The sequence below is a fragment of the Prevotella sp. khp1 genome, from assembly GCF_900102205.1.
Classification (GTDB): domain Bacteria; phylum Bacteroidota; class Bacteroidia; order Bacteroidales; family Bacteroidaceae; genus Prevotella; species Prevotella ruminicola.
In genome coordinates this window covers 395,406-414,599 of sequence record NZ_FNJZ01000001.1, presented here as the reverse complement: position 1 = coordinate 414,599, position 19,194 = coordinate 395,406, and the positions used below count along the sequence as shown (strand labels likewise).

Sequence of the window (19,194 nt, the reverse complement as noted above, 5' to 3'; positions counted from 1 at the left end):
CCTATTTTAATTATGCAAAGTGATCCCAAGCAGTGCTTGTACTGCACGAATAATCAGACGCTTCACGACCTGATGATTGAGTTTGCTCAACTGTCGGTGTCGCGAGCTTTTCTTTTTAAGGAGCAGACCTATCGCGGTCGCTGCCTGGTGGCCTATAAGGACCACGTGAATGATCTGAACGAGTTGAGCGACGAAGATCGCAATGCCTTTATGGCCGATGTGGCCAAGGTGACTCGTGCCATGCAGAAAGCATTCAACCCCGAGAAAATCAATTATGGTGCCTATAGCGACAAGCTGTCGCATCTGCACTTCCATCTGGCTCCCAAATATGTAGATGGCCCCGATTACGGCGGCGTGTTCCAGATGAACCCAGGCAAGGTATATCTGACTGATGCCGAATATGCCGAGATGATCGAAAAAATCAAGGCCAATCTTTAAAGTTTCATGTTTAATCTTTAATGTACAACATATAACATGGCTATTATCAAACCATTCAAGGGTATTCGCCCACCAAAAGAACTTGTAGAGCAAGTTGAGAGCCGTCCTTACGACGTGCTCGACAGTGAAGAGGCGAGAGCAGAGGCTGGCGACAACGAGAAGAGCCTCTATCACATTATCAAACCAGAGATTGATTTCCCAGTTGGTACCTCGGAGTACGACCCACGTGTATACGAGAAGGCTGCCGAGAACTTCCAGAAGTTCCAGGATAAGGGTTGGTTGGTACAGGATGCCGACGACCACTATTACATCTATGCGCAGACCATGAACGGAAAGACGCAGTACGGACTGGTGGTTGGCGCTTATGTAGATGACTACATGAAGGGCAACATCAAGAAGCACGAGCTGACCCGCAGAGATAAGGAAGAGGACCGCATGAAGCATGTGCGTGTGAACAATGCTAACATCGAGCCTGTATTCTTTGCTTATCCCGACAACACTGTACTGAACGAGCTGATTATGCGTTATGCTGCTACCGAGCCTGAGTACGATTTCGTAGCTCCTATCGATGGTTTCCGTCATCAGTTCTGGGTAATCAGCGACGCTAAGGATATGCAGACTATTACTGAGCAGTTTGCCCAGATGCCATCGCTGTATATCGCCGATGGTCACCACCGTTCGGCTGCTGCCGCTCTGGTTGGTGCCGAGAAGCAGAAGCAGAACCCCAACCACAATGGTACCGAGGAGTATAACTACTTTATGGCTGTTTGCTTCCAGGCATCGCAGCTCACTATTCTGGATTACAACCGCGTAGTGAAGGACCTGAACGGCATGTCATCAGAAGAGTTTCTGGCTGCCCTGCAGGTAAACTTCGAGGTTGAGGATAAGGGTCCCGAGATTTACAAGCCCCAGCAGCTGCACGAGTTCTCGCTCTATCTCGACCAGCACTGGTACAGTCTGAAGGCTAAGGAGGGAACATACGATAATACCGATCCTATCGGCGTGCTGGATGTAGATATCTCGAGCCGCCTGATTCTGGACGAGATTCTGAACATCGGCGACCTACGCTCATCACAGCGCATCGACTTTGTAGGCGGACTGCGCGGACTGAAAGAGCTGAAGCGCCGTGTTGACTCAGGTGAGATGCGTGCTGCGCTGGCTCTCTATCCCGTATCAATGCAGCAGATTATGGATATTGCCGACAGCGGTAAGATTATGCCACCAAAGGCAACCTGGTTCGAGCCAAAGCTGCGTTCAGGACTGGTAATTCACAAGTTGAGCTAAGCCGATGAAGACTAAGCATATACAGTACGAAACTCAGGGCACATGTTCGAAACTGATCGACGTGACTGCCGATGAGAACAACGTGATACAGCAGGTGTTTTTCCTTGGAGGTTGCAACGGCAACCTTCAGGGAATAAGCCAGTTGGTGCGCGGACAGAAGATAGACGATGTGATACCCAAGATCAACGGCATTCGTTGTGGTGCCAAAGGTACATCATGCCCCGATCAGTTATGCCGGGCACTTGAGAAACTCAAAGATGCTCCATTAGAGGGATAATAAAGAAATAAGGCTCCGGAAATTCCGAAGCCTTATTCTTTTCTTTGCGGAGAGTGAGGGATTCAAACCCCCGATACCCGAAAGGGGTATACCGGATTTCGAGTCCAGCGCGATCGATCACTCTGCCAACTCTCCAATCAAGATTAAGCAAATCGATGTACTCGTTTTATATTTGCGAGTGCAAAGGTAATGCTTTTTTAGGAAACCACCAAACATTTTTTGCGGAAAATGCGATTTTTATTCGAATGACAGCTTAGAGAGTCGGTTGCGCAGTTGTTCGGCTTCCGATTTACGAATGCTGAGCTTGATTTCGCAGGTATTATCGTAGGTTTGCGAAACAATTCGTGGCTGCATCTCTTTCACAATTCGCATCACATCATTCATCAGCGGATAGGCGAAAGTGTAGGTCACAATCTCCTCAACCTGACGGGTTTCAAACTCGGAGTGGGCGAGGGCATCGGCAGCTGCTTCGCGATAGGCCACAATCAAACCCGATGTACCTAAGTTCACACCACCATAATAACGCACCACTACTATCAGGATATCCGTTAACTCGTTGCTATTAATCTGTCCCAGAATGGGTTTGCCGGCTGTGCTCGATGGTTCGCCATCGTCGTTAGCGCGGAACTCCAATCGTTCGGCACCTAACATATACGCATAGCAAACATGGCGGGCATCGTAGTACTTCTTACGATATCCGGCTAATAATTCCTTGATTTCGTCAAGGGTTTCTACATGATGAGCGAAGGCGAGGAACTTGCTACGCTTTTCAGTGTAATATCCCTCACCTCCGCTTTTTAGTGTTTTATACTCGTCAATCATTTATCATTGAACATTGACCATTGAACATTGACCATTTATCATTGACCACTGACCATTTATATTGTACTGTCTCTAAAGGCGCAGCAATAATGGTCAATCGTCAATGGTCAATGTTCAATCAATTATTATACTCCTGCCATGATTTGATCTTCACATCATCGATGCTCATAGCGGTGAAGGCCTCGATAAATGCCTTGGCCAAACGCACGTTAGTCATCAAAGGAATGTTATGATCGATGGCACCACGACGGATCTTGTAACCATTGGTGAGCTCGCGACTGGTGTGATTCTTTGGTACATTGATAACCAAACCAACCTTGTGCTGACTGATAAGATCCATCACATTATTTTCGCCGGTTTCATCGGGCCATGCTACAGCTACAGCCTTTACACCGTTATCGTTAAAGAACTTAGCGGTTCCAGCGGTGGCGTAGATGGTGTAACCCTTCTTGGCCAACTGCTGAGCTGGCTCCAGCAAGCTTACCTTACCCTTGGCGCCACCAGAAGAAATCAGAACGGCATCCTTAGGAATAGAGTAACCGGTTGCGATGAGCGAGTTGAGCAGGGCCTCGTTCAGGTCGTCGCCCAAGCAACCAACCTCACCAGTTGAGCTCATGTCGACACCCAGAACTGGGTCGGCATTCTGCAAACGGGCGAACGAGAACTGACTGGCCTTCACACCAATGCGGTCGATGTCGAACTCACTCTTGTCAGGCTTCTGATAAGGTGCGTCGAGCATGATTTTGGTAGCTGTTTCGATGAAATTACGCTTTAAAATCTTTGACACAAATGGGAATGAACGGCTGGCACGCAGGTTACACTCAATAACCTTAACCTCGCGGTTCTTGGCGAGGAACTGTATGTTGAACGGTCCAGAGATGTTCAATTCGGCTGCAATCTTGTGTGCAATTTTCTTTATCTGACGAATAGTAGAGAAATAGATGTTCTGAGCGGGGAAAACCATCGTGGCGTCGCCCGAGTGAACACCTGCATACTCCACATGTTCAGAGATAGCGTACTCGATTACCTCGCCCTTGTCGGCTACAGCGTCGAATTCTATCTCCTTAGTCTCTGTCATGAACTTAGATACTACTACAGGGAACTCTTTTGATACCTCGGTAGCCATATTCAGGAAGCGAAGCAGCTCTGCTTCGTCGTAACAAACGTTCATGGCGGCACCCGAAAGAACGTACGAAGGACGAACCAGAACGGGGTAACCCACCTTGGCCACAAAATCCTTCACATCGTCGAAACTGGTGAGTGCCTGCCATGCTGGCTGGTCGATTCCAAGCTTGTCGAGCATGGCCGAGAACTTGTCGCGGTTCTCAGCGCGGTCGATGTCAACAGGCGAGGTTCCAAGCACGGGAACTCCCTGTCTATGCAATTTCATTGCCAGGTTATTAGGTATCTGACCACCCACTGAAACGATGACACCACGAGGCGACTCCAATTCGATCACATCGAGCACGCGCTCCAACGAAAGTTCGTCGAAATACAAGCGGTCGCACATGTCGTAGTCGGTCGAAACGGTCTCAGGGTTGTAGTTAATCATGATAGATTTGTAACCCAGCTTGCGAGCGGTGTTGATGGCGTTAACCGAACACCAGTCGAACTCAACCGACGAACCGATACGGTAAGCACCCGAACCGAGTACTACCACCGATTTCTCATTATTATAATAATTAATGTCGTGTGCAGCTACATATTTCTCACCCTCAGGATTTCCGAATGCTGGAACATGGGTGTAGGTGAAGTAGAGGTAGTTGGTAAGCTCAGGATGCTCAGAGGCAACTGTTGGGATGCGCTTAACCGATGGCACTACGCCGCGCTGCTTACGATACTTGCGAACAGCCAGATTCTCCTTCTCCATATTTCCACCCTGTGGCTTGAGAACGAAGCGGGCAATCTGGAAATCGCTGAAACCGCAACGTTTTACCTCCAGCAGCAGCTCATCGGGCAGTTCCTCAAGCTGATTATACTTCAGCAGCTCGTGCTTCAGGTCAACAATATGCTTCAGGCGCTCCAGGAACCAAACGTCAATCTTGGTAAGCTGCTCGATACGCTCGATGGTGTAGCCCTCTTCGAGAGCCTGAGCGATAGCAAAGATACGCAGGTCGGTTGGGTTAGCCAACTCCTCGTCGAGGTTATCAAACTTGGTGTGGTCGTTGCCCACGAAACCGTGCATGCCCTGACCAATCATACGCAAGCCCTTCTGAATCATCTCCTCGAAGCTGCGACCGATACTCATAATCTCACCAACCGATTTCATCGACGAACCAATCTGACGGCTCACACCAGCAAACTTAGTCAGGTCCCAACGAGGAATCTTACAGATCATATAGTCGAGACTTGGTGCTACATAAGCACTTGATGTAGTGCCCATTTCGCCGATTTGGTCGAGTGTATATCCAAGTGCAATCTTGGCAGCAACGAAGGCGAGGGGATAGCCAGTAGCCTTAGATGCCAAAGCCGAAGAACGGCTCAAGCGCGCGTTGATTTCGATGATACGGTAGTCGTTAGTCTCAGCGTTGAATGCGAACTGAATATTGCACTCACCCACAATGCCCAGGTGCTTTACACACTTAATAGTGATTTCCTGCAGCATTTTAACCTGCTCCTCGCGCAGCGAGCAAGTAGGCGCAACTACGATGGATTCGCCAGTATGGATACCCAGTGGGTCGAAATTCTCCATCGAGGCAACGGTAAAGCAACGGTCGTTAGCATCGCGGATGCACTCAAACTCGATTTCTTTCCAGCCCTTCAGACTCTCTTCAACCAGAATCTGTGGAGCGAAAGTAAAGGCCGACTCGGCCAACTCGATGAACTTCTTCTCATCGGGACAGATACCTGAACCCAGACCACCCAGTGCATAAGCCGAACGGATCATGATGGGGAATCCAATCTCGTGAGCTGCCTTCAGGGCATCTTCCATCGACTCTACAGCGTGGCTTACAGGAACCTTCAGATCAACCTCGCCCAGTTTCTTTACAAACAGGTCGCGGTCTTCGGTGTTCATTATGGCCTCTACACTTGTACCAAGTACCTCAACACCATACTCTTTCAGAGTTCCGTTCAAGTAAAGCTCAGTACCACAGTTAAGCGCGGTCTGTCCACCAAATGCCAAGAGGATGCCGTCGGGGCGCTCCTTCTTGATAATCTCAGTTACGAAGTGTGTATTTACCGGCTGGAAATACACCTTGTCTGCAATACCCTCGCTGGTCTGAATGGTTGCGATGTTAGGGTTTACGAGTACACTCTTGATGCCTTCCTCGCGAAGTGCCTTTAGGGCCTGAGAGCCTGAATAGTCAAACTCTCCTGCTTGTCCGATTTTCAGGGCACCTGATCCGAGAACCAGCACCTTTTTCAGTTCTTTTTTCATATTCGTATTGGTTTTTATTTTGAAGATTGCATAAAATCGCTTGCAAAGATACGAAGTTTATTTTAAACTTCCAAAAACAGCGTCTTGTAAAGTGTTAAAAAAAGGGCCCAACTTATTAAAAAGTGAGCCCTTTAGATATAAACTAAATGTTTATGCGTTTTACTCGTAATAAGTAATGGTACGGGTCATTTCCATTTCCTGTCCCATCATACTCATTTTACGGCTAATCCAGTTACCTTTATCGTCGAACTTATAGTCGGTGAGGGGTACCTCAACATCCTGACCCATCATGTTCATCTTCTGAGCCTTTACCAGTCCGTTCTCGTCGTAAACTAAGACCTGCTTAATCTCCTGACCCATAACGTTTGTGGTCTGGCTGACAAGCTTGCCATTCTCCCAGGTGAACTTAACCTCAGCCTCCTGGCCCTGCATGCTCATCTTGGCGCTCTGAATGTAGCCATTCTCGTCGTACTTGGCATCGGTCAGACCGTCCTGCTGCATCTTACCGTCCTCGGTAAAGGTGGTGTTACGTGGCATACCCATCACGGTCATGCTGATTGATTTAACGGCGCCCTTAGCCTCGTTAGCTTCAACGTCGTGGAACTTGGTTTGTGCCTGCATAGTCATAGCCATTGCAAGGGCAGCAATCATCATTGTTAGTTTCTTCATTTCTGAAAAGTTTTAATTGGTTGTACAAAATAGTTGATAAATGAATTATCGGCGACAAAGATAAGGCAAATTTTGCTAACCGCCAAACGAAAATGCGTTTTTCTGCGATTTTTTATAAAACAAAAAGAGGCGAGCATTCACTGCTAGCCTCTTTCGTTAAAAAACTAAATTAATCAACCATAAACCTTAACCATTAAAATCGAGTGCAAAGGTACTGATTAAAAATGTAATCACCAAATGTTTCGGTGTATTCTTAACAATATTTATATTATCTGCATATTAATGCTTCAGTACCAGGCAAGCCCAATCATGGTCGGTAGTCTTCGATACCAACTTTAGTCCGATGGAATGGGCTTTTTCTATCAGAATTTCGCAATCGTCTGAGTAGAAGCCACTTAGGATAAGCAGCGAGCCCTCATGCATCTTGCTAACAAACATCGGCATGTCGGCCAAAAGGATATTTCTGTTGATGTTAGCCAGCACAATATCGAATTTTTCGTCGATATTTTCGAGTATTTTAGCGTCGCCCAAAAGCGAAGTGAATCGATCGTCAACACGATTAATCACGGCGTTATGGCGGGCATTATCTACGCTCCATTCGTCGATATCATAACCTACAGCCTCGGTTGCACCCAATTTCAGGGCGCAGATAGAAAGGATACCCGTACCTGTGCCGCAATCCAGCACGCGACCTTTGGCCAACTTCAGCAGCTGGGTGCAAATCATACGTGTGGTTTCGTGGGTACCGGTACCAAAGGCCAGCTTGGCATCGATTTCGATCTGTATCTTACTATCCACCTCGGGCAGATGGCGACCGTCGTGAATCACCAGTTGGTCGGCAATCACGATGGGCTCAAAACCCTCCTGTTCCCATTGCTCATTCCAGTCGCGATCCTCGGCCTCGCGTACATTATATATAATAGAGGTACCCTCGAAAGGGAAATCCTCGATACACTCGCGCAGTGCATCTTCATCGAAGAGCGACTGCTGCACATAACCCTTCAAGCCTGTTTCGGTTTCCTCGAAAGTTTCGAAACCAGCCTCGCCAGCAAGCGATGCAAACAGGTCGGCAGCATCGGCCGAATAGGGTGAAATGGTGAATTCTACCTCAAAATACTTCATATAATCGTTAATTTTTGAGGCAAAATTACAAAAATTAGGGAAAATCCTATCATAAGTTAGGGTTTTTCCCTATTTTTGCACCAAAATTCGTTGTATTTTTGCAACGTGAATCATTAAACTTAGAAGAAAATGAAGAAACTGTTACTAATTTCAATGCTGATCGGAGCCATGCCTCTCTCGATGATGGCTCAGGACGACGACCTCTACTTCGTACCAAAGAAGAAGAAGGCACAGGTAGAGCATGTGAAGGATATCGCCCCCGTGGTGGCTCCGCAGTCAAAAGCCAAGAGCAGCTACGAGGTGATTGACGGTGATACTACCAAGTTAGATGTAATCGACTTTACTGATGGAAAGGGTGTTTATCCTGCCGACACTCTTGAGGCTGAGGATTTCGCCCTGACCAAGAACATGGTTCGCTTTGATGACTACGACGTGAGCAGCAATGCTGCTTTCTGGGCTGGTTATCGTGCCGGTTCAAGCACTTGGGGTTGGCACTCACCTTGGTACTACAGTCGTTACGGCTGGTACGATCCCTGGTACTATGGTTCATGGTATAGCAGCGTAATGTGGAACAATCCATACTACCTGAGCTGGTGGGATCCTTACTACTACGGCTGGTACGATCCATATTGGAGCACATGGGGTTGGCCATATTATGGCTACTACAGCTACTACAGCTGGTATTCGCCTTATCGCTACTGGGGTTATCCCTATTACTATGGTGGTGGCGGCGGTGGCCGAACACACTACTACGGTCACACTGGCAATGCCGGTTCTATCGACATCAAGGGCAGCACAGGTCGTCGACCTTCATACCGCAACTCTGTTGCCAACAGCAGTTCGCGTATGGGTAGCCTGAGAGATCGCGCCAGCAGAATGGGTGGCGACCGTGTATATAGCAGCGGTAACACACAGCGCAGCAGCTCTGGTAACTTCAGCGGTCGCCGTGGTGGTAACAACTCTAATTCTAATTATAATTACTCGTCACCAACTCGCTCTAACTCTACTTACAGCAGTCCATCACGCTCAAGCAGCGGTAGCTTTGGCAGCAGCAGTAGCAGTGGTAGCTTCGGAGGCTCTCGTAGCTCTGGTGGCGGTGGCGGCGGTGGTAGCCGTATGGGAGGACGCCGCTGACATTGAACATTGAACATTAATACATTAAACATTATATTGCCATTATGAAGAAGGTTTTATTGGCAGCGATTGCTATGGGCTTAGTTTTGCCAGCAGCTGCACAGGATACATACGAGAGCGCCCGCTTGCTGGGTAGCGATCTGAACGGAACCGCCCGCTATGTAGGTATGGGTGGAGCAATGGAGGCTTTGGGTGCCGATATCTCAACCATGGGTACTAACCCTGCTGGTATCGGACTCTTCCGTCACTCAACAGCCAGTTTGAGTTTCGGCGTGGTTTCGCAGGCCGACGCTAAGGAGTTCGACGGACTGAATAAGACCAATATGAGTTTTGATCAGGCTGGATTTGTTTACTCGGCTCGCGTTAGTCCCACCTCTTTTATTAATGTGGGCTTCAACTACCACAAGAGTAAGAACTTCGACCAGATTCTGTCGGCTGCCAACTCATTGCGCGGTTGCTCACAGAACGGACTCACCTACGAGAAGGCCGCTCGCGGACTTTATGAGTTCGACGAGAACAAGCAAGGCGAAGTGATGGGATGGGAGGGCGACTATCGCTCATACCGCTATAATCAGGCCGACTATATGAACGCCAACGTGTTCCTGCTCGATCCTGATGATCAGTACTTTTATTGGAGCGAGGCTGGTGCCTACAGCTTTGATCGTGCCCATCGCGGATGGATTGCCGATTACGACTTCAACCTGAGCGGTAACTACAACGACCGTTTCTTCTGGGGACTGACTGTTGGCGTACAGGATGTACACTATAAGGGTTATTCGGAGTATGCCGAGACCATCCTTGATTCGCAAGGTATTAAAACTGGTTCGCTGGCTTATGGCGACGAGCGTAAGATTACCGGTACTGGTATCAACCTGAAGTTTGGTGCTATCTTCCGTCCTGTCGAGGAGTCGCCATTCCGCATCGGTGCTTACATCCACACACCAACCTGGTACGAGCTTACCTCGAGCAACTCAAGCGCTATGGTTAACAACACCCCTTACGGTTCTTGGGATAAGGGTCAGAGTCAGGAGAGCTACGACTTTGCTTACCACACACCTTGGAAGTTTGGTTTGAGCCTTGGAACCACCATCGGTACCCAGTTTGCTCTGGGTGCAGGTTACGAGTACACCGACTACAGCGCCAGCCAGAACCGCATCATCGATGGTTACGACTATTACGACAATGCCGAGACCTCGAAGGATGTAGCCATGAAGGCCAATACCGAGCGTTCGCTCAAGGGTGTATCAACCCTGAAGTTGGGTGCAGAGTACAAGCCCGTTCCTGAAGTAGCATTCCGTGTAGGCTACAACTACATCACCAGCGGTTACAAGATGGATGGTGTTCGCGATATGACTGTCGACAGCCCAGGCACTATGTACGCTTCTACAACCGACTATGTAAACTGGAAGGATACTAATCGCTTTACCTGCGGTGTAGGTTTCAAGGTAGGTAAGATGAACATCGACCTGGCTTACCAGCTGAGCAATACTGATGGTGAGTTCCACCCATTCCAGGACTATCAGAGTCTCACTTCTTCAACAAGCGTTAGCACAGGTGTTACTAAGGTTAGCAACAAGCGCAGCCAAGGTTTGCTTACCATCGGATACACTTTCTGATAATGTAAAAATGTAACAATTAGAAAATGTAAAAATTGTAAGGTTTTAGATTGTAGAAATTAAAAAACTGAAAGTTTATATGAATAAAAATACGGCTTATGCAAATTAAGCCGTATTTTTTTGGCTGTTTGCGCAAAAATGTCTACCTTTGCCCCTGATAGATAATATCACATAATTGAAAATCGTAAAATTGTAAAATATAAATTAGTCAGATGAAAAAGCTTTTATTGGGAGACGAGGCTATTGCTCAGGGCGCTATCGATGCTGGTCTGAGCGGTGTATATGCCTATCCCGGCACTCCATCAACGGAGATTACTGAGTATATCCAGGAGTCGGCCATTGCCAAAGAGCGCAACATCCACCGCCGTTGGAGCACCAACGAGAAGACGGCAATGGAGGCTGCACTCGGTATGTCGTATATGGGCAAGAGGGCGCTGGTGTGTATGAAACATGTAGGTTTGAACGTTTGTGCCGATCCGTTTGTTAACTCGGCTATGACGGGTACCAACGGTGGTGTTGTGGTTCTGGTAGCCGACGACCCATCGATGCACTCATCGCAGGACGAGCAGGACTCACGTTTCTACGCTAAGTTTGCCATGATTCCCACCTTGGAGCCCAGCTCGCAGCAGGAGGCCTACGATATGATGCAGGAGGCTTTCGATATGTCGGAGAATCTGCACCTGCCCATCCTGATGCGTGTTACCACCCGTATGGCTCACAGTCGTGCCGTAGTTGAGGTGAAGGACGAGGCCCGCCCACAGAACGAGCTTAACTACAATGCCCAGGCCAGTAACTGGGTACTTTTGCCCGCCTTTGCCCGCAAGCGTAATGTAGTAGTAACCGGTCAGCAACCTTTGCTGGAGCAGATGGCTGTTGAGAGCAAATATAACAAGTATATCGATGGCGCCGACCACAAGTTGGGTATCATCGCCAGCGGTATTGCCTACAACTACCTGATGGAGTGCTATCCCGAGGGTTGTCCTTTCCCCGTACTCAAGATTTCGCAGTATCCTATTCCCAAGAAGCTCATCCGACGTATGACCGACGATTGCGAGCAGGTACTGATAGCCGAAGAGGGTCAGCCATTCATCGAGGATCAGGTTCGTGGTGTGATGCCCGGCAACGCTGTCATCAAGGGTCGCTTAACAGGCGAACTGCCTCGTACAGGCGAGTTGAATCCCGACTTCCTGAAGAAGGCACTGGGTCTTGAGAGCAGCGAGAGCTATGCACCATGCGAGGATGTAACTCCACGTCCACCTGCACTGTGTCAGGGTTGCGGTCACCGCGATGTTTACACCGCCCTGAACGAAGTACTGAAGGAGTATCCCAACGCCCGCGTGTTTGGTGATATCGGTTGCTACACACTCGGATTCCTGCCTCCTTACAAAGCCATCCACAGCTGCGTAGATATGGGTGCATCTATCACAATGGCCAAGGGTGCCAGCGACGCTGGTCAGTGGCCTGCAGTAGCCATCATCGGCGACTCTACTTTCACCCACAGCGGCATGACCGGTCTGCTGGATGCTATCAACGAGAATGCCGACATCACTGTGATTATCAGCGACAACCTGACCACCGCTATGACAGGCGGACAGGATTCGGCTGGTACCAACAAGTTCGAGGCTATCTGTAAGGGTCTGGGCCTCTCAGAGGATCACCTCAAGGTGGTTAACCCCATCCCCAAGAACATGCCCGAGATTACAGCAGCCATCCGCGAGGAGATTAACTATCACGGTGTGAGCGTGATTATTCCTCGTCGTGAGTGCATGCAAACGCTGCAGCGCCACCTTAAGCAAAAGAAAGCCAATAAATAATAATAGCAGAAAATAAAAATAAAACGATGAAAACCGATATAATTCTTTGTGGAGTAGGCGGTCAGGGTATCCTCTCGATTGCTACCATCATAGGCGAGGCTGCCATGAAGGAGAACCTCTATATCAAGCAGGCCGAGGTACACGGTATGAGTCAGCGTGGTGGCGACGTACAGTCGAATCTGCGCATCTCGAGCAACCCCATCAGCAGCGATCTGATTCCGCTGGGTGGTGCCGATGTGATCATCTCGATGGAGCCCATGGAGGCTCTGCGTTATCTGCCATTCTTGGCTAAGGATGGTTGGATTATCACTTCGAGTGCTCCTTTCGTAAATATTCCAAACTATCCTGATATCGAGAAGATTAAGCAGGATTTGGAGAGTGTAAAGAATGTGATTGTGCTGGATATCGAGCAGGCTGCCAAGGATAATGGTGTGCCCCGTTCGGCCAACGTGATTCTGCTGGGTGCAGCCCAGAAGGCCTTGGGTATCGAGTACGATAAGTTAGAGGATGCCATCCGTCGTGTCTTCGCCCGCAAAGGCGATGCCATCGTAGAGGCTAACATCAAAGCCCTCGCCATCGGTAAAGTAGCGCAAAAATGATTAATTAGGCACGGATTAACGCGGCTTTTAATAAATTAAAAGACACGGATTTACTGCGATAAAAACAGCAGTGTCTCTTTGAAAAAGAGCCGTGTTAATCCGTGCCAAAAAATAATTTTTATGGAAACTCCAATTAAAAGAGAAATAGTTGACTCGCTGGTAGCGGAGCTTGGCATTGAGGATTTTGCCAAGGCTACCATCCGCGAGGTGAAGCAGGTAGCTGCTAAGGCCGAGAAAGCGAGTGGGGTAGAGTTCATCAAGATGGAGATGGGTATTCCTGGTTTGCCCGCCGCTCAGGTAGGCGTTGATGCCCAGATAAAAGCCCTCGAAGGTGGCATTGCCCATTCGTATCCCGACATCCAGGGTGCGCCCGTACTCAAGGAGGCTGCTTCGCAGTTTGTAAAAGCCTTTATCGGCGTAGATATCAAACCCGAAGGCTGCGTACCTGTAACAGGTTCGATGCAGGGCACTTTCGCCTCGTTCCTCACCTGCTCGCAGTGCGACAAACAGAAGGATACAGTGCTGTTTATCGACCCAGGATTCCCTGTACAGAAGATGCAGCTGCAGGTGATGGGCGTGAAGTACGAGACTTTCGACGTGTATAACTATCGTGGCGACAAGCTGCGTGGCAAGCTCGAGAGCTACATGAGCAATGGTAACATCTGCGCTATCGTATATTCAAACCCCAACAACCCCTCGTGGATTTGTTTGCGCGAAGAGGAGTTGCAGATTATCGGCGAGCTGGCCACCAAGTACGACGCCATCGTGATGGAGGATCTGGCTTACTTTGCTATGGACTTCCGTAAGGATCTCTCGAAACCCTTCGAGGCCCCTTATCAGGCCACAGTAGCCCGTTATACCGATAATTATATGCTGCTCATCTCAGGTTCAAAGGCATTCAGCTATGCTGGCGAGCGTATTGGTGTGGTTTGCATCAGCAATAAGCTGTTCCATCGCCATTTTGCCGATCTGGCTGCCCGCTATCAGGGCCTGCCCTTCGGTCCTGTATTCTCAACCCGTATGCTGTATGCGTTGAGTTCGGGTACCAGTCATAGCGCCCAATATGCAATGGCCGCTATGCTCAAGGCCGCTTACGAGGGTAAGTACGATTTCCGCAAGGAGATTAGCGTATATGGCGAGCGTGCCAAGAAACTGAAGGAAATCTTCTGTCGCCACAATTTCTATGTGGTATACGATAAGGATCTCGACGAACCTATTGCCGACGGATTCTACTTTACCATTGGTTATCCCGGCATGACATCCGGCCAGTTGGCTAAGGAGTTGATGTACTATGGTGTATCGGCTATCTGCTTGATAACCTGCGGTTCCGAACAGGAAGGCTTGCGTGTTTGCACCTCGTTTATCGAGGATCACCAATACGCGCAACTCGAGGAACGCATGAAGGTGTTCGAAATCAATAATCCCCGATAACAAAAAGGCCCCCGCAAATTTGCGAGGGCTTTTTTATTTAATCGTTACTCATATCTACGGCGGTGAACTTAAAGTCCGTTTCGGCTACGTTGCGCACATCGTAGGGTTTCTTGCTCTTAACCAGATATTTGTTCTTCATCTTGGTGTACTTTTTCTCAACCTTCTTGCGGTCAACGTTGGCCACTACCACACAAGTACGGTTGGGCAGGTTGCGCTGATTGGCAAAAAACTCGCGCAGCTGATAGCTGTAGTTATGTCTGCCAGCCAGCATCTGCTTTTTCTTGGTAACCCAAACGCTGTCAACCTTCTGGATATTAGTAAAATATACGGTAGAATCGTTGAACGAAGCAACGAATCCGAACATATACGCATGTGGAACCTTCACATTTTGTGCCTGCACGTTAGCGGTGCCGGCAGCCATCAGCACGATGGCAAGTGTAAGCTGTTTAAATAATCTCATTATCCTAAATATGTCTTTAAAAATTTATTCGCTTTGCTGTTTCTTAGCTTGCGGATAGCCTTTTCTTTTATCTGACGTACGCGTTCACGGGTTAATCCAAACTTGGTACCAATCTCCTCGAGTGTCAGCTCGGGCTGGTTAATGCCGTACGATGCCTCTACCACGTTGCGCTCGCGCTCGTTCAGGGCACTCAGGGCGTTTTGTATCTCCGATTTCAGCGACTCTTCAACCAACTGGTTATCGGCCAGTGGGGCATCGCTGTTGGCCATCACGTCGAGCAAGCTGTTGTCTTCGCCCTCAACAAACGGTGCATCCACACTAATCTGGTGCCCGTTAATGGCCATCGCCTCGTCAATCTTTTCTTGTGGCAAATCCACTTTCTCGGCTATCTCATCTACCGATGGGCGGCGCTCGTTAAGCTGCTCAAATCGGTTTATCTCACGATTGATCTTGTTTACCGATCCCACCTGGTTCAGGGGCAGTCGTACGATACGACTCTGCTCTGAGATGGCCTGCAGAATGCTCTGACGTATCCACCATACGGCATACGAGATGAACTTGAAGCCGCGTGTCTCGTCGAAACGTTCGGCCGCTTTCAGCAATCCTAAATTGCCTTCGTTAATCAGATCGGGCAGCGACAATCCCTGATTCTGATATTGCTTAGCCACAGATACCACGAAACGAAGGTTAGCCTTCGTTAATCGCTCCAACGCTTTAGTGTCTCCTTTTTTTATGCGCTGTGCCAATTCAACCTCTTCCTCAGCCGAGATCATGGTCTCCTTACTAATCTCTTGTAGATACTTTTCCAGAGCCGCACTCTCACGGTTGGTTATAGATTTAGTGATCTTTAGTTGTCTCATCGTGGTAATAATATGTTTAAGTTGGCCGCAAAAGTAAGACTTTTTCCTGAAACAACCAAAAAAAAGCCACGAATTTTAATCATTCGTGGCTCTTTTTTATCTATTTGTGCTTATTCGTCTTCCAAAGGTACTGCGAAATAGCCTTTTTTGCCTGTAGGATAGATACCCTGGATGTAGAGCACGGGCTCCTTCGACTTCGAGGCTGCCTTCACTACTTCCTGCAGGTCGGCGATGCTCTTCACGCTGTGGTCGTTGACACGCTGGATGATGAAGCCCTGAGGCACACCAGCCTCCTTCAGTCGGCCGCCGCTGACCTTGAGCACCTGGAGACCGTAGCCGATGTTGAGCTGCTCTTTCTGTGAGTCGGTGACGGCACGGAACTGTCCGCCAAGCACGTCGATATCAGCATCCTTCACCACCTTCGTGTTGCCCTTCTCGTTCTTCAGGGTCAGTGTGGCAGTCTTCTTAGACTTGTTGCGCAGATAGGTGACGGTAATCTTGTCGCCAGGACGCTTCTGGGCGATGATGCCTGTCAGCTCACCAAACTTGGTCACCTTCTGTCCGTCGATGTGGGTGATCACGTCGCCTTCCTTCAGGCCGGCATCCTCGGCAGCGCCATCTTCTACTACCTTTCCGATATAGATTCCTTCCATGGTGCCCAGATCGACATCCTTGCCTTCCTCTTTCTGAGCGTCAACATAATCTTTCACGTCGCCACCCTGGATACCAATCATACCACGCTGTACGTTTCCATATTTCTTCAGGTCGTCAACAACCTTGTTCATGATCGAGGTAGGAATAGCGAAGCCATAACCGATGTTAGAACCTGTAGGTGAAGCGAGCATGGCGTTGATACCAATCAGTTCGCCACGGGTATTTACCAGTGCACCACCAGAGTTACCCTGGTTGATGGCAGCATCGGTCTGAATCATCGACGACACGAGATTGGCAGTACGCTTGTCGCGTGGGTCGTTCATTGAACGTGCCTTTGCAGAGACGATTCCTGCAGTGACAGTATTGTTCAGTCCGAGTGGGTTACCTACGGCAAGTACCCATTCTCCAACCTTCACGTTGTCGCTATTAGCGATGACAATGGCAGGCAGGTTCTTGGCATCAATCTTAATGAGTGCCAAGTCGGTTGTGGCATCAGCGCCGATGATGCGGGCTGAATATTCTTTATTGTCGTTGAGGGTAACCATCAGTTCGTCGGCACCATCCACCACATGGTTGTTGGTCACGATATAACCATCAGCCGAGATGATCACACCAGAACCTGCTGCTACACGCTTTGGGGTCTGAACCTGGCGCTGGCGACGGCCACCGTTGCCCTGACCACGACCAAAGAAACCGCCGAATGGATCAGAGAAGAAATCCTCAAACGGATCGCTATACTCAACGGTCTCAATCTTTGAGTTCTGGGTGTTCTTGATGTAAACCACCGCTGGCAGCGCTTTCTCGGCTGCATAGGTAAGGTCTACTGGCTGACCAGCTGGTGCTGCTGGAGCCGATGTAACGATAGGAGCTGGAGCAGTAGCTGCGTTAGAGTTAGCGAATGCTACTACTGAAAGAGTCAAAGCAACAGCGCATACGGCGGGAGTTGCTGCATTTACGATCTTTTTCATATTCTCATTCATTTTTTTAATGTTTTAAATTCTACATTCAGGTTTCCTTTCACGTTTTGATGGTGCAAAAATAAGTGCATTATTTTAAATACTGACAATTTGACGCAAAGATTTGTCCCAATTTAACAATTAGGCATAAAAGCTTAACGAGCATTTGCGATTAACACTTAAAATCTTAAATAACTGACAAATTTAAGTATTTATTACGATTTTAATTGCTTATTTTTAATTATGAGTATAATTTTGTGCATATTATTCGTGATTTATGAATTTTATTGCTAACTTTGCACGCAGAAAACGCACTGCAACGGTTTGTCGCTGGCGCTTCTGAAAGGTCGCGCGAGAGGAAAGTCCGGGCAGCATAAGGCGCTCCACTTCTGAAAGTAGAAGCTATTGGTGACAGTAGGTGCCGGCAGAAGAGAACGACCGCCTCAGTTTTTTGAGGTAAGGGTGAGAAGGTGGTGTAAGAGACCACCAGCCAGCGGGTGATCGTTGGGCTGTGTCGACTGGAGGCTGCAAGTTCATGTATACCATCGTCTGAGGGTTGCCTGCCCAACGACGCAAGTCACGATGGAGGGTAGAACGCTTGAGCCATGGGGTGACTCATGGACTAGATAAATGACAAACGCCATGCCTGCATGGTACAGAACCCGGCTTATAGGGGCAGTGCTTTTTTTTGATAATTATGACACTCAAAAAGATATACCGTACACTTGTTCTCACCATTCGTTTCTTTACTACGAAACGAGTGATGACGCAGGCGTCGGCTCTTACTTACAGCACCTTGCTGGCCATCGTACCCATCCTGGCGGTTATCTTTGCCATTGCCCGCGGCTTTGGTTATAATAAGTATATCGAGATATGGTTTCGCGATGCCTTATCGTCGCAGCCGCAGGTGGCCGATATCCTGACCGACTTTGTCAACAGTTACCTCATCCACACGCAGAGTGGTATCTTCCTGGGTGTGGGCTTGCTGTTTATGCTCTACACGGTACTGATGCTGGTAAACAATGTTGAGGAAACGTTTAACGAGATATGGCAGGTAAGCAATGCGCGCCCCATTATGCGATCGCTTACCAACTATATGGCCATGTTCTTTGTATTCCCCATCATCATTGTGGTGTCGATGGGTCTTTCTATCTTCATGGCCACTATCGCACAGCATACCGATGGTGTGGTTATCTTGGGTCGCGCTGTACGCTATCTGCTCGATTTCTCACCTTATCTGCTGCTCTCGCTGCTGTTTGTAGGTCTTTACGTATATATGCCCAATACCGACGTAAAGATTAAGAGCGCCATTGTGCCAGGCATTCTGTCGGGTGTGGCCATGCAGCTGCTGCAGTTGTTCTACATCCACTCGCAGATTTGGGTGACGGGTTACAACGCCATCTACGGATCGTTTGCCGCCCTGCCATTGTTTATGTTGTGGCTGCAGATATCGTGGACCATCTGTTTGTTTGGTGCACAGCTCACGTTTACCAACCAGAATATGGATCGTATTGGTATCAACCTCGATGAGATCAACATGCATCCGCTGGTTGATATGACCGATGACGAAACAGACGAAGCGGCCAGAGCATTATACTCCGACCGCCTCGATTCACTTTGATTTTTTGGCAACGGACTACACGACTTTAGGATTTTTTTTCTTAGGATAAATCCAACCT

16 protein-coding genes, 1 tRNA gene and 1 other RNA gene are annotated in these 19,194 nt (G+C 48.6%); 10 read left to right on the top strand and 8 right to left on the bottom strand.

The window, feature by feature from the left end; all coding sequences use genetic code 11:
* Positions 1 to 12 precede the first annotated feature (12 nt).
* Genes BLR73_RS01830 through BLR73_RS01820 form a run of 3 tightly spaced genes read left to right on the top strand, consistent with a single transcriptional unit; the run spans position 13 to position 1,999 of the window.
* Entirely contained in the window at positions 13 to 438 is a 426-nt protein-coding gene (locus BLR73_RS01830; RefSeq protein WP_033150917.1) for an HIT family protein, read from the top strand.
* Positions 439 to 474: 36 nt separating this feature from the next.
* Entirely contained in the window at positions 475 to 1,722 is a 1,248-nt protein-coding gene (locus tag BLR73_RS01825; protein WP_091858277.1) for a DUF1015 domain-containing protein, read from the top strand.
* A gap of 4 nt (positions 1,723 to 1,726) precedes the next feature.
* Positions 1,727 to 1,999 carry a TIGR03905 family TSCPD domain-containing protein gene (locus BLR73_RS01820; RefSeq protein ID WP_013064145.1) on the top strand — a complete coding sequence of 91 codons (273 nt, stop codon included), beginning with the start codon at positions 1,727 to 1,729 and terminating at the stop codon, positions 1,997 to 1,999.
* 47 nt (positions 2,000 to 2,046) lie between these two features.
* On the opposite strand, the gene BLR73_RS01815 is transcribed toward BLR73_RS01820, so the two are convergent.
* From BLR73_RS01815 to prmA, 5 genes are all read right to left on the bottom strand, one after another.
* Positions 2,047 to 2,134: transfer RNA gene (locus BLR73_RS01815), tRNA-Ser, on the bottom strand.
* Between the two features lie 102 nt (positions 2,135 to 2,236).
* On the bottom strand, positions 2,237 to 2,821 hold the full coding sequence (locus tag BLR73_RS01810; RefSeq protein ID WP_091858273.1) for an IMPACT family protein: 585 nt from the start codon (positions 2,819 to 2,821) through the stop codon (positions 2,237 to 2,239).
* 118 nt (positions 2,822 to 2,939) lie between these two features.
* Complete coding sequence (gene carB / locus BLR73_RS01805) at positions 2,940 to 6,200, bottom strand: carbamoyl-phosphate synthase (glutamine-hydrolyzing) large subunit (RefSeq protein WP_033150914.1); 3,261 nt, start codon at positions 6,198 to 6,200, stop codon at positions 2,940 to 2,942.
* 159 nt (positions 6,201 to 6,359) lie between these two features.
* Positions 6,360 to 6,869 carry a hypothetical protein gene (locus BLR73_RS01800; RefSeq protein WP_074683752.1) on the bottom strand — a complete coding sequence of 170 codons (510 nt, stop codon included), beginning with the start codon at positions 6,867 to 6,869 and terminating at the stop codon, positions 6,360 to 6,362.
* Positions 6,870 to 7,148: 279 nt separating this feature from the next.
* Positions 7,149 to 7,991 (bottom strand): 50S ribosomal protein L11 methyltransferase, encoded by an 843-nt coding sequence (prmA, locus tag BLR73_RS01795; protein WP_091858270.1) that lies wholly within the window; start codon positions 7,989 to 7,991, stop codon positions 7,149 to 7,151.
* 129 nt (positions 7,992 to 8,120) lie between these two features.
* Here prmA and BLR73_RS01790 point away from each other — a divergent pair, with 129 nt between their 5' ends.
* From BLR73_RS01790 to BLR73_RS01770, 5 genes are all read left to right on the top strand, one after another.
* Entirely contained in the window at positions 8,121 to 9,125 is a 1,005-nt protein-coding gene (locus BLR73_RS01790) for a hypothetical protein (protein ID WP_091858267.1), read from the top strand.
* A gap of 44 nt (positions 9,126 to 9,169) precedes the next feature.
* Entirely contained in the window at positions 9,170 to 10,741 is a 1,572-nt protein-coding gene (locus BLR73_RS01785) for an OmpP1/FadL family transporter (RefSeq protein WP_091858264.1), read from the top strand.
* 212 nt (positions 10,742 to 10,953) lie between these two features.
* Positions 10,954 to 12,555, top strand: coding sequence for a thiamine pyrophosphate-dependent enzyme (locus BLR73_RS01780; RefSeq protein ID WP_091858261.1), 1,602 nt, complete (start codon positions 10,954 to 10,956; stop codon positions 12,553 to 12,555).
* A gap of 26 nt (positions 12,556 to 12,581) precedes the next feature.
* Positions 12,582 to 13,154, top strand: a complete 573-nt coding sequence (locus BLR73_RS01775; RefSeq protein WP_013063028.1) for an indolepyruvate oxidoreductase subunit beta — start codon at positions 12,582 to 12,584, stop codon at positions 13,152 to 13,154.
* Positions 13,155 to 13,274: 120 nt separating this feature from the next.
* The gene (locus BLR73_RS01770; protein WP_091858258.1) at positions 13,275 to 14,585 is read left to right on the top strand and encodes a pyridoxal phosphate-dependent aminotransferase; all 1,311 of its coding nucleotides are present in this window, start codon (positions 13,275 to 13,277) and stop codon (positions 14,583 to 14,585) included.
* Between the two features lie 37 nt (positions 14,586 to 14,622).
* On the opposite strand, the gene BLR73_RS01765 is transcribed toward BLR73_RS01770, so the two are convergent.
* From BLR73_RS01765 to BLR73_RS01755, 3 genes are all read right to left on the bottom strand, one after another.
* Complete coding sequence (locus BLR73_RS01765; protein ID WP_033150909.1) at positions 14,623 to 15,045, bottom strand: hypothetical protein; 423 nt, start codon at positions 15,043 to 15,045, stop codon at positions 14,623 to 14,625.
* A complete protein-coding gene (locus BLR73_RS01760; protein WP_013064942.1) occupies positions 15,045 to 15,905 on the bottom strand; it encodes a sigma-70 family RNA polymerase sigma factor in 861 nt (286 codons plus the stop codon). The genes BLR73_RS01765 and BLR73_RS01760 overlap by 1 nt, the downstream gene beginning before the upstream one ends.
* Before the next feature lie 110 nt (positions 15,906 to 16,015).
* The gene (locus BLR73_RS01755; protein WP_033150947.1) at positions 16,016 to 17,527 is read right to left on the bottom strand and encodes a trypsin-like peptidase domain-containing protein; all 1,512 of its coding nucleotides are present in this window, start codon (positions 17,525 to 17,527) and stop codon (positions 16,016 to 16,018) included.
* Positions 17,528 to 17,826: 299 nt separating this feature from the next.
* Between BLR73_RS01755 and rnpB the strand changes: the two genes are divergently transcribed.
* Positions 17,827 to 18,201: RNase P RNA component class A (gene rnpB, locus BLR73_RS01750), an RNA gene on the top strand.
* 11 nt (positions 18,202 to 18,212) lie between these two features.
* Positions 18,213 to 19,136, top strand: coding sequence for a YihY/virulence factor BrkB family protein (locus BLR73_RS01745; RefSeq protein ID WP_091858255.1), 924 nt, complete (start codon positions 18,213 to 18,215; stop codon positions 19,134 to 19,136).
* The last annotated feature ends 58 nt before the right edge of the window (positions 19,137 to 19,194 follow it).

Excerpts from the sequence above, each read along its gene's own strand:
- BLR73_RS01810 (WP_091858273.1), bottom strand. The coding sequence starts at position 2,821 with ATGATTGACGAGTATAAAACACTAAAAAGCGGAGGTGAGGGATATTAC.
- BLR73_RS01760 (WP_013064942.1), bottom strand. The coding sequence starts at position 15,905 with ATGAGACAACTAAAGATCACTAAATCTATAACCAACCGTGAGAGTGCG.
- BLR73_RS01780 (WP_091858261.1), top strand. The coding sequence starts at position 10,954 with ATGAAAAAGCTTTTATTGGGAGACGAGGCTATTGCTCAGGGCGCTATC.
- BLR73_RS01800 (WP_074683752.1), bottom strand. The coding sequence starts at position 6,869 with ATGAAGAAACTAACAATGATGATTGCTGCCCTTGCAATGGCTATGACT.
- BLR73_RS01820 (WP_013064145.1), top strand. The coding sequence starts at position 1,727 with ATGAAGACTAAGCATATACAGTACGAAACTCAGGGCACATGTTCGAAA.
- prmA (WP_091858270.1), bottom strand. The coding sequence starts at position 7,991 with ATGAAGTATTTTGAGGTAGAATTCACCATTTCACCCTATTCGGCCGAT.
- BLR73_RS01785 (WP_091858264.1), top strand. The coding sequence starts at position 9,170 with ATGAAGAAGGTTTTATTGGCAGCGATTGCTATGGGCTTAGTTTTGCCA.
- BLR73_RS01770 (WP_091858258.1), top strand. The coding sequence starts at position 13,275 with ATGGAAACTCCAATTAAAAGAGAAATAGTTGACTCGCTGGTAGCGGAG.
- BLR73_RS01790 (WP_091858267.1), top strand. The coding sequence starts at position 8,121 with ATGAAGAAACTGTTACTAATTTCAATGCTGATCGGAGCCATGCCTCTC.
- BLR73_RS01825 (WP_091858277.1), top strand. The coding sequence starts at position 475 with ATGGCTATTATCAAACCATTCAAGGGTATTCGCCCACCAAAAGAACTT.
- BLR73_RS01765 (WP_033150909.1), bottom strand. The coding sequence starts at position 15,045 with ATGAGATTATTTAAACAGCTTACACTTGCCATCGTGCTGATGGCTGCC.
- carB (WP_033150914.1), bottom strand. The coding sequence starts at position 6,200 with ATGAAAAAAGAACTGAAAAAGGTGCTGGTTCTCGGATCAGGTGCCCTG.
- BLR73_RS01745 (WP_091858255.1), top strand. The coding sequence starts at position 18,213 with ATGACACTCAAAAAGATATACCGTACACTTGTTCTCACCATTCGTTTC.
- BLR73_RS01775 (WP_013063028.1), top strand. The coding sequence starts at position 12,582 with ATGAAAACCGATATAATTCTTTGTGGAGTAGGCGGTCAGGGTATCCTC.
- BLR73_RS01755 (WP_033150947.1), bottom strand. The coding sequence starts at position 17,527 with ATGAAAAAGATCGTAAATGCAGCAACTCCCGCCGTATGCGCTGTTGCT.
- BLR73_RS01830 (WP_033150917.1), top strand. The coding sequence starts at position 13 with ATGCAAAGTGATCCCAAGCAGTGCTTGTACTGCACGAATAATCAGACG.